Raw genomic sequence first — 8485 nt, forward strand, 5'->3', positions numbered from 1 at the left:
CCGGCAGGATCATGATGTAGACTTCGGGATGGCCGAAGAACCAGAAGAGGTGCTGATAGAGCACCGGGTCGCCGCCGCCGGCCGGATCGAAGAAGGTCGTGCCGAAATTGCGGTCCGTCAGCAGCATGGTGATGGCGCCGGCCAGAACCGGAAGCGACAGCAGCAGGAGGAACGCCGTCACCAGGATCGACCAGGCGAAGAGCGGCATCTTGTGCATCGTCATGCCGGGCGCGCGCATGTTGAGGATCGTGGTGATGAAGTTGATCGCGCCGAGGATCGAGGAGGCGCCCGCGAGGTGCAGAGCGAGGATGGCGAAATCGAGCGCGGGGCCCGGATGGCCCGAGACCGAGAGCGGCGGATAGACCGTCCAGCCGCCGCCGAAGCCGTCCACGCCCGCCGCGCCCTCGAAGAAGAGGGAAGTGACGAGAAGCCCGAAGCCGGCCACGGTCAGCCAGTACGAGATGTTGTTCATGCGCGGGAAGGCCATGTCCGGCGCGCCGATCATCAGCGGCACGAACCAGTTGCCGAAGCCGCCGATCAGCGCGGGCATGACCACGAAGAACACCATGATCAGGCCGTGGCCCGTCACGAAGACGTTGAAGGCCTGAGGATTGGAGAAGAATTGCAGGCCCGGCTCCTGCAATTCGAGCCGCATGCCGATCGAGAGAGCCGCGCCCACAAGCCCGGCGCAGAACGCGAAGAGCAGGTAGAGCGTGCCGATATCCTTGTGGTTGGTGGAATACATCCACCGGCGCCAGCCCGTCGGCGTGTGATGGGCGTGGTCGTCGTGCGCGGCGTGGCCGTGATCGGTATGGTCGGCTGCGTGTGCCATGGGAGACCCTTCGGTCCTCTCGAATCGATGTTACTTCGCGGCGGCGTCGGCGAGATGCGTCGCGCCGGCGGGCGTGTCGGTGGAGGCGAATTTCTTCTGCGCCTCGCCGAGCCACTTGGCGTAATCCGCCTCGCTCACGACATGAATCGTGATCGGCATGTAGGCGTGGCGCTGGCCGCACAGCTCCGAGCACTGGCCATGATAGACGCCCTCGCGCTCGGCCTTGAACCAGGTCTCGTTCATCCGGCCCGGCGTCGCGTCGATCTTGATGCCGAAGGAGGGCATGGCGAAGGCGTGGATCACGTCGGCCGCCGTGACCTGCACGCGCACCACCTTGTTGACGGGCACGTAGACGTCGTTGTCCGTCGTCAGGAGGCGAAGCTGGCCGGGCTTGAGATCCGCTTCCTCGACGAGGTTGGAATCGAACTTGAACCCGCCCTTGCCCTCCTTGTCGCCCGGATACTCGTATTCCCAGTACCAGGCATGGCCGGTCGCCTTGATGGTGATGTCGGCGGGGGGCACGATGAGCTGGTTCCGCAGGAGGCGGAAGGAGGGAATCGCGATCATCACCAGGATCAGGACCGGGACGATCGTCCAGGCGATCTCGATCGCCGTGTTGTGGGTCGTCTTGGAGGGGACCGGATTGGCCTTCTCGCTGAACCTGAAGATGCAATAGACGAGCAGGCCCGCCACGAAGAGCGTAATGACGGTGACGAGCACCAGCAGCAGCGTGTGGAACGAATGCAGTTCGCGCGCGATCGGCGTCACCGGATTCTGCATGGCCATCTGCCAGGGCACCGGGGCTCCGGTGCCGGCCGCATGGGCTGCCCCGGTTCCCAGAAGGCCCAGGCCCAGAAAGATCGCTCCCTTGCCAAGCAGGCCGACCGGCATCGCCTTGGTAGACAGTTCCACGACCAACGTCCTCTCGGCAGCCGCCCCGCGTGCAGGCGGGCTCCCGGCTGCGGTGTCCCAGGTTAGAATGTCCTAAGACCACAATGACGGACCGGACGCAATCGCGCCGCGATCCTCTGTTGAGGTTGGGCGGCGCGGCCCCGTGGGGACGGCGCGCCTTGACAGCCCGGATGTCGCATGGTGGGTCCGCCCCACAGCCATCCGGCGCGCCGGACGGGAGACGATATGCGGTCGATGTGCATTTGGAGGGGCCCTCGGAGGGCTCGTCCTGCGGAGCGCCTTCGCCGGCTGGCGGCCACGGTCGGAATCGCGGCGCTCGCAGGGCTCGGGGCGGCGGGGGCGGCGAGCGCCCAGGGAGTGGTGAAGAACACCTATGGCGACTGGCAGCTCCGCTGCGAGACGCCGGCCGGAGCCGCCTCCGAGCAATGTTTCCTGGTACAGAACGTCGCGGCCGAGGATCGGCCCCACGTCACGCTGCTCGTGATCGTCCTCAAGACGGCCGACGCGAAAAGCCGCCTCCTTCGCGTCGTCGCGCCGCTCGGCGTGCTGCTTCCCTCCGGGCTCGGCCTGAAGATCGATTCGGTCGACGTGGGCCGGGCCGGGTTCGTGCGGTGCCTCGCCACCGGCTGCGTGGCCGAGGTGACGATGGAGGACACGCTGATCAACCAGATGAAGAACGGCAAGCAGGCCACCTTCATCGTCTTCCAGACCTCCGAGGAAGGAATCGGCATCCCGGTCTCCCTCGACGGATTCGGACCCGGCTTCGATGCGCTGCCCTGACCCGATCTTTCCGCGCCGCGCCGCGGCCGGCGCCGCCCTCGCCCTCGCGCTCCTCGCGGGTGGATGCGGCATGACGGAAGGGGGCGGGGCCGCAAGCTCCGGCGGCTCGACCCTCGCCAACCTGATCAAATACGGCAGCACCACCGAGCCGCCGATCCAGCGCGCCGCGGGGGATGTCGAGGCCGCCTATTGCCCCCAGGTGCTGGTGATCAGCGGACGCTCGGCCGTCAGGCACGGTTCCGCGCAGGTCTCCATCTCGCAGATCGCGCGCGAATGCGTCGAGCGGCCCGACGGCTCGGTCGTGGTCAAGGTCGGCATCGAGGGGCTCGCGCTGCTGGGTCCGGGCGGCGGGGGCGGGCGGTTCGACGTGCCGGTCGTCTTCCAGATCACGCAGGGCGACAGGGTCATCGTGAATCGCACGCGGCGCGCCGCGGTCGCGATCGGAGGCGGCGCGGCCCAGGGATCGTTCACGGTGATCGAAGGCGGCATGGTCGTGCCCGCGAAGAGCGGTGCCTTCGACATCCAGGTGGGGCTCGGGGGCGGAGGCCCGGCGCGGCACGGCTGACGGCGAGCCGATTCGCTCCTTCCGGGTTGTTCATGGCCGCGCCGAGCGAAAGCGGCCGGACGCCGCTCAGAGATTCGCGCGGTCCTCGGCCCTCCTCGCGGCGGTGGCGCGGTCGGCGGCGGAGACGTCCTTGAGCTGCTCGTCCAGCCAGGGATCGGCAAGGCCCTGCTTCTTCGCCATCAGGTGCCAGGCGAGGGCCTCGACCAGGTTCCGGCCGACGCCCCGGCCGAGGACATAGAGGCGCGCGGTGCGGTTCTGGGCGATGGCGTTGCCGCGCGCCGCCGCGTGGAGGAAATGCCTTACGGCAAGCCTTTCGTCCTTCGGCACGCCCTCGCCGTTGAAGAGGGCGATGGCATATTCCACCTCGCCGGCCATGGAGCCGTTATAGGCCGCGCGCATATAGAGGCGGGCGGCCGCCGCCTTGTCCTGCGCGAGGCCGCCGAGGCCGCGCGCATACATGACGCCGAGCGAGTGCTGGGCATCGGCAATCTCCGCCTCCGCCGCGACAGCCAGGAGCTTGCCGGCCCGGGCGATGTCCTCGTCCGAGCCCCGGTCGAGCAGGACGAGGGCGAGGTTGTAGGAGGCCAGCGGCTCCTTCTTCGCCGCCGCCTTCTCCAGCCATTCCCGCGCGGCACGCGCGTCCCGCGGCATGCCCCGGCCCTCGATGGACATCATGCCGAGGGCCGCCATGGCATGGGCGGAGCCGCGCGCTGCCGCGAGGCGATACCAGGCCGCCGCATCGGCCGGATCCTGCTTCACGCCGAGGCCCTGGCTGTACAATTCTCCGATCAGCGTCATGGCGGCGGCATCGGATGGATCGGCCCGCAGCCGCGCATCGGCCTCGCGAAACGCGGTGACGTAGAGGCCGCGCTGATAGGCGCCATAGGCGAGATCGGGCTTGGGCGCCGGCTTCGCGGGCGCGGCGGCAGGCTTGGACGCGGGTTTCTCGGGTGCGTGCTTCTTGGGCGCGGCCAGCGCCGGCCATGCGGCGCCGGCGAGGAACAGGAGGGCGAAGGCGGGCCGGGCGCCCGGAAGCTTCCTCATGCCGCACCCTTGCGGGGAGCGCCCGCGAGGCGCTCGATCCGCGCGAGGGCGGATGCGGGGCCTTCGGCATGGCTCCAGACCATGTCGCCGAGCGCGATGAATTCGGCGCCGGTCGCGGCGAGGCGTGGCACCGCCTCCCAGGTCGGGGCGAAGACGGCGCAGGGCGTCTGGAAGATCTCGGCCCACCATGCCGCCTGCTCGGCGGCGAGGGCGAGCGGCGGCAGGGAGCCGTCGGGATTCTCCTCGCCGAAGAGCACGTAATCGACCTCCGCCTCTCCCGCGACCATGGCGTCGTGCCGGGTGCGCAGCCCGCCTGCGCCGAGGCTGAGGCCGTCCTTCAGGTGCTCGCGGAGCGAGGGGAGGCGGGCGAGGTCGCCGGCATGGCCGCCATCGGCCCCGCCGCGCAGGACGAGCCTCGCGAGATCGATGTCCGGGCCTGGGTCCGCCACGATGACGGCGGTGCCGTGATCCTGCGCGACCGGCGCCAGGGCCTTGATCGCCTTCACGAGGGCGCGCTCGTCGCGCGGGACGAGGCGCAGCAGGAGAGCCGCGACGAGCCCCGTTCCGCAGGCCTCGGCGAGAGCCGCCCGGAACTCCTCGGGATCGCCGACCGGCGGCGAGATCAGGTAGAGGCTCGGGCGTGGCATGGACATCTGGCGGTGGCGGACCGGGGGCGGTCCGATTGCTGGCCGATTGCGGCGAAACGCGGACGCGCCGCCCGGAGGCGGCGCGCTGTCGCGGCATTTGGTTGGAGGGGCGCTCCGCCGGGGCCTTATTCCGCCGCCGCCCGCGCCGCGTCGATCTTCGGATCCAGCTCGCCCTTCTTGTAGCGCGCCGCCATCTCGGCGAGCGTCAGGATGCGCTTGATCTTGCCGGCCTGGCCGGCGGTGTTGAATTCCTGGAGGCGCTGCTTGCAGAGGGCGGTCATCGCCTTCATGGCCGGCCCCAGATATTTGCGCGGATCGAATTCCGAGGGGCTGTCCTTGAAGACCTTGCGGATCTGGCCGGTCATGGCCATGCGATTGTCGGTGTCGATGTTGATCTTGCGCACGCCGTTCTTGATGCCGCGCTGGATCTCCTCGACCGGCACGCCCCAGGTCGGCTTCATCTGCCCGCCATGCTGGTTGATGATGTCCTGAAGCTCCTTCGGCACGGAGGAGGAGCCGTGCATGACGAGATGCGTGTTCGGCAGCTTCCTGTGGATTTCCTCGATCACGTGCATGGCGAGCACGGCCCCGTCGGGCTTGCGCGAGAACTTGTAGGCGCCGTGGCTCGTGCCCATGGCGATGGCGAGCGCGTCGACCTTGGTCTCGGCCACGAACTTCACCGCCTCGTCGGGATCGGTCAGGAGCTGGTCGTGGCTGAGCTTGCCCTCGGCGCCGTGGCCGTCCTCCTTCTCGCCCTCCCCGGTCTCGAGGGAGCCGAGCACGCCCAGCTCGCCCTCGACCGAGATGCCGCCGAGATGCGCCATCTCGGTCACCTTCCTCGTCACGCCGACATTGTAGTCCCAGTCGCCGGGCGTCTTGCCGTCGGCCTTGAGCGAGCCGTCCATCATCACCGAGGTGAAGCCGGCCTGGATGGCGGTCATGCAGGTCGCGGGCTCGTTGCCGTGGTCGAGATGCACGCAGACGGGGATATGCGGATAGATCTCGGTCACCGCATCCATCATGTGCTTGAGCATGATGTCGTTGGCATATTGGCGCGCGCCGCGGGAGGCCTGGATGATCACCGGCGCATCGACCGCGTCGGCGGCCTCCATGATGGCGAGGGCCTGCTCCATATTGTTGATGTTGAAGGCGGGGACGCCGTAATCGTTCTCGGCGGCATGATCGAGAAGCTGCCGAAGCGTGATGCGGGCCATCGTTTCCTCTCTGGGCTCTGGCGCGTGTGGTCCGGGGACGCTCTTATCCCGTCAGGGCGGGAGAACGGAACCCCGACGATCTTCCCCCTGGCGGTTGCCGCCTGAACGTTTCCGCAACGGAGCCGGCGGGGCCACCCCGTTCGTCGCGGATGGAACGTCCTATCCCGCCCGCAGCATTCGGACGCCCTCGTCGCGCTCGAAGAGATAGAGCAGCAGCCGGAGCGCCCGGCCCCTCTCGCTCGTGAGGTCGGGATCGCGCTCGACGATCAGCCGCGCATCGTCGCGCGCGGCGGCGAGGAGGTCGACGTCCCTCTCGAGGCTCGCGATGCGGAAATTCGCCATGCCGGCCTGCCGCGTGCCGAGCAATTCGCCCTCGCCGCGCAGGCGCAGATCCTCCTCGGCGATCTCGAAGCCGTTCTCGGTGCGCCGCAGCGTTTCGAGCCGCGCGCGCGCCGTGTCGCCGAGGGGCCCCTTGTAGAGGAGAAGGCAGACGGAGGGCCGCTCGCCCCGCCCGACGCGCCCCCGCAACTGATGCAACTGGGCGAGGCCGAAGCGCTCGGCATGCTCGATCACCATGACGCTCGCCGCCGAGACGTCGACGCCGACCTCGATCACGGTGGTCGAGACGAGGACCTTGATCTCGCCGCTCTGGAAGCGCTCCATCACCGCGTCCTTCTCCCGCGCGGCCATGCGGCCGTGGACGAGGCCGACCACGTTCTCGCCGAGCAGCCCCGCGAGGTCGCGCGCCCGGTCCTCCGCGGCCGCAAGGTCCACCGCCTCCGATTCCTGCACCAGCGGGCAGACCCAATAGACGAGATCGCCCCGCGCGATGGCGCGGGACACGCCCTCCGCGACCTCGTCGAGGCGCTCGGCCGAGACGAGGCGCGTGTCGATCGGCCGGCGTCCCGGCGGCTTCTCGTCGAGGATCGAGATGTCCATGTCGCCGAAGGCGGAGAGGGCGAGCGTGCGCGGGATGGGCGTCGCCGTCATCACCAGCATGTCCACCGCCTCGCCCTTCCGGCCGAGGGCGAGGCGCTGATGCACGCCGAAGCGGTGCTGCTCGTCGATGACGGCGAGGCCGAGATCGCGGAAGACGACTTCCCCCTGGAGGATGGCATGGGTGCCGACAATGATGTCGAGACGGCCTTCCGCGAGGGCCGCGAGGGTTTCGCGCCGCTCGCGGGGCTTGTCGCGTCCCGTGAGGGTGCGGATGCGCAGCTCGGCCGGCGCGGCCATGGCCGCGATCCGCTCGGCATGCTGGCGGGCGAGGATCTCGGTCGGGGCGACCAGTGCCGCCTGCCGGCCGGCCTCGACGGCGCTCGCCATGGCGAGGAGGGCGACGAGCGTCTTGCCGGAGCCGACATCGCCCTGGAGCAGCCGCAGCATGCGCCCGTCCGCCTTCAGGTCGCGCCGGATCTCCGCGAGCGCCCGCTCCTGCGCCCCGGTCGGCGCAAAGGGCAGGGCGGCGACGATCCCGGCGACCAGCCTTCCGTCCCCGGCATTGGGGCGGCCCTGCCGCGTGCGGGTCCGTGCCCGCACCAGGGCGAGCGCAAGCTGCGAGGCGAGCAATTCGTCATAGGCGAGGCGGCGGCGCGCCGGATCGGGCGGACGCTCCTCGCCCGTGCTGTCCGGCGGGGAGCCGTGAGCGGAGGCGAGCGATTCGGCGAAGGAAGGCGAGCCCGCCTTGGCGAGCCAGGCGGGGTCCTGCCATTCCGGCAGCGGGGGAAGCCGGCCGAGCGCCGAGGCGGCGTGCTTCGCGACGAGGCGCGAGGAAAGCCCCTCGGTGAGGCCGTAGACCGCCTCGCTCTCCGAGGTCGATTCGGCCTGGCGCTCGTCCAGGATGCGGGCCGGATGCACCATCTGCCGGCGCCCGTCGTAAAGCTCGATCGTGCCGGAGACGAAGCGGCGCGCGCCGATCGGCAGCATCGCGGTGACGCGCGCGGGCGGGAGGCCGAAGAAGACCAGCGTCACGTCGCCCGTCTCGTCCTCGACCAGCACCCGGTAGGGCGCCCGCCCCCGGCCCGGAGGGGAGGGGCGATGGGCGGTCACCTGGACGGCCAGCGTCACGGGCTCGCCGACGGGCGCCTCGGCGATCGAGCCTTTCAGCGCCCGCGTGACGCTCGCATGGGGCAGGTGGAGCAGGAGGTCGACGATCCGCGCGGGCCGCCCCGGCTCGCCGAGCAGGCGGTCGAACGCGGCGGCCACTTTCGGGCCGACACCCGTCAGGGTGGAGAGCGGCGCGAAGACCGGGTCGAGGAGGGCGGGGCGGAGCGCCATCGGAGCCGTTCAGATTGTCCGGCGGTTGCGGCATGGCCCAGGCATGGCGCTATATAGCGGCCATGGCCGCCCGACACGATCCCTCCTCCGTCGCCGATCTCGACCCGCGCCGCAAGCGCGCGCTCTTCCGGGCCTGGCACCGCGGCATGCGCGAGATGGATATCGTGATGGGCCGCTTCGCCGATCGCGAGATGGCCACTCTCAGCGAGGCCGA

9 protein-coding genes are annotated in these 8485 nt (G+C 70.0%); 3 read left to right on the top strand and 6 right to left on the bottom strand.

Annotated features, from left to right (window positions below; genetic code table 11):
• Together PKD06_RS17355 and coxB are read right to left on the bottom strand one after the other, a co-directional pair.
• Positions 1 to 832, bottom strand: an 832-nt coding sequence (locus PKD06_RS17355; RefSeq protein WP_324382319.1) for a cbb3-type cytochrome c oxidase subunit I, incomplete at its 3' end; no start/stop codon positions are given.
• Positions 833 to 862: 30 nt separating this feature from the next.
• Positions 863 to 1744: a cytochrome c oxidase subunit II gene (gene coxB / locus PKD06_RS17360; RefSeq protein ID WP_324382321.1), complete on the bottom strand. Its 882-nt coding sequence runs from the start codon at positions 1742 to 1744 to the stop codon at positions 863 to 865.
• Between the two features lie 234 nt (positions 1745 to 1978).
• On the opposite strand from coxB, the gene PKD06_RS17365 reads away from it, so the two are divergent.
• Positions 1979 to 2524 (top strand): invasion associated locus B family protein, encoded by a 546-nt coding sequence (locus tag PKD06_RS17365; protein ID WP_324382323.1) that lies wholly within the window; start codon positions 1979 to 1981, stop codon positions 2522 to 2524.
• Positions 2511 to 3089, top strand: coding sequence for a hypothetical protein (locus PKD06_RS17370; protein ID WP_324382325.1), 579 nt, complete (start codon positions 2511 to 2513; stop codon positions 3087 to 3089). Before PKD06_RS17365 ends, PKD06_RS17370 begins: the two co-directional genes overlap by 14 nt.
• A gap of 66 nt (positions 3090 to 3155) precedes the next feature.
• On the opposite strand, the gene PKD06_RS17375 is transcribed toward PKD06_RS17370, so the two are convergent.
• From PKD06_RS17375 to recG, 4 genes are all read right to left on the bottom strand, one after another.
• Positions 3156 to 4133, bottom strand: a complete 978-nt coding sequence (locus PKD06_RS17375; RefSeq protein WP_324382327.1) for a tetratricopeptide repeat protein — start codon at positions 4131 to 4133, stop codon at positions 3156 to 3158.
• Complete coding sequence (locus tag PKD06_RS17380) at positions 4130 to 4780, bottom strand: thiamine phosphate synthase (RefSeq protein ID WP_324382329.1); 651 nt, start codon at positions 4778 to 4780, stop codon at positions 4130 to 4132. Before PKD06_RS17380 ends, PKD06_RS17375 begins: the two co-directional genes overlap by 4 nt.
• A 125-nt stretch (positions 4781 to 4905) precedes the next feature.
• Positions 4906 to 5994 (bottom strand): class II fructose-bisphosphate aldolase, encoded by a 1089-nt coding sequence (gene fba, locus PKD06_RS17385; protein WP_324382331.1) that lies wholly within the window; start codon positions 5992 to 5994, stop codon positions 4906 to 4908.
• Positions 5995 to 6153: 159 nt separating this feature from the next.
• Entirely contained in the window at positions 6154 to 8271 is a 2118-nt protein-coding gene (gene recG / locus PKD06_RS17390) for an ATP-dependent DNA helicase RecG (RefSeq protein WP_324382333.1), read from the bottom strand.
• A gap of 32 nt (positions 8272 to 8303) precedes the next feature.
• On the opposite strand from recG, the gene PKD06_RS17395 reads away from it, so the two are divergent.
• Positions 8304 to 8485: succinate dehydrogenase assembly factor 2 (locus PKD06_RS17395; protein ID WP_324382335.1), on the top strand; the 182-nt coding region annotated here is incomplete at its 3' end.

This window comes from Enterovirga sp., assembly GCF_035325185.1.
Taxonomy (GTDB): domain Bacteria; phylum Pseudomonadota; class Alphaproteobacteria; order Rhizobiales; family Beijerinckiaceae; genus Enterovirga.

Bases quoted from the DNA above. Each gene is read 5' to 3' on its own strand.
- PKD06_RS17375 (WP_324382327.1), bottom strand. From the start codon at position 4,133: ATGAGGAAGCTTCCGGGCGCCCGGCCCGCCTTCGCCCTCCTGTTCCTC.
- PKD06_RS17370 (WP_324382325.1), top strand. From the start codon at position 2,511: ATGCGCTGCCCTGACCCGATCTTTCCGCGCCGCGCCGCGGCCGGCGCC.
- fba (WP_324382331.1), bottom strand. From the start codon at position 5,994: ATGGCCCGCATCACGCTTCGGCAGCTTCTCGATCATGCCGCCGAGAAC.
- recG (WP_324382333.1), bottom strand. From the start codon at position 8,271: ATGGCGCTCCGCCCCGCCCTCCTCGACCCGGTCTTCGCGCCGCTCTCC.
- PKD06_RS17365 (WP_324382323.1), top strand. From the start codon at position 1,979: ATGTGCATTTGGAGGGGCCCTCGGAGGGCTCGTCCTGCGGAGCGCCTT.
- PKD06_RS17380 (WP_324382329.1), bottom strand. From the start codon at position 4,780: ATGCCACGCCCGAGCCTCTACCTGATCTCGCCGCCGGTCGGCGATCCC.